The 238-nt window shown below is 71.8% G+C and carries 1 protein-coding gene; it reads left to right on the top strand.

The window, feature by feature from the left end; translation table 11 throughout:
- Positions 1–238 (top strand): hypothetical protein (locus tag ACRHNM_RS18115; RefSeq protein WP_431138019.1); only part of this gene is annotated, 238 nt, incomplete at both ends.

Here is a 238-nt window from a genome sequence, read left to right as displayed (position 1 = left end):
GGCGCGGCAGCTGGCCGAGCTGTGGGGCGAGGGAGCCGAGCCCGACAAGCTGTTCACCCTGCACTGCAACAACCTGGAACTGCTGCGCAGCGTGACCCTGGCCACGGACACCTTGCTGTTCGGCGTGCTGTGGATGAGGGGGCAGGATGGCGCCAGCGGCACCATGCCCGAAGTCCCCCTGCCCGCCGATCCCCGGCGCTGCGGCCGCTATGGCATGGCGCGCATGGGCGCGCGCAGC

The sequence above is a fragment of the Psychroserpens mesophilus genome (genome assembly GCF_050617655.1).
Lineage (GTDB): Bacteria > Bacteroidota > Bacteroidia > Flavobacteriales > Flavobacteriaceae > Psychroserpens > Psychroserpens mesophilus_A.
Note: the sequence above shows the minus strand (reverse complement) of the source record. Positions and strands in the feature narration are given on the sequence as shown.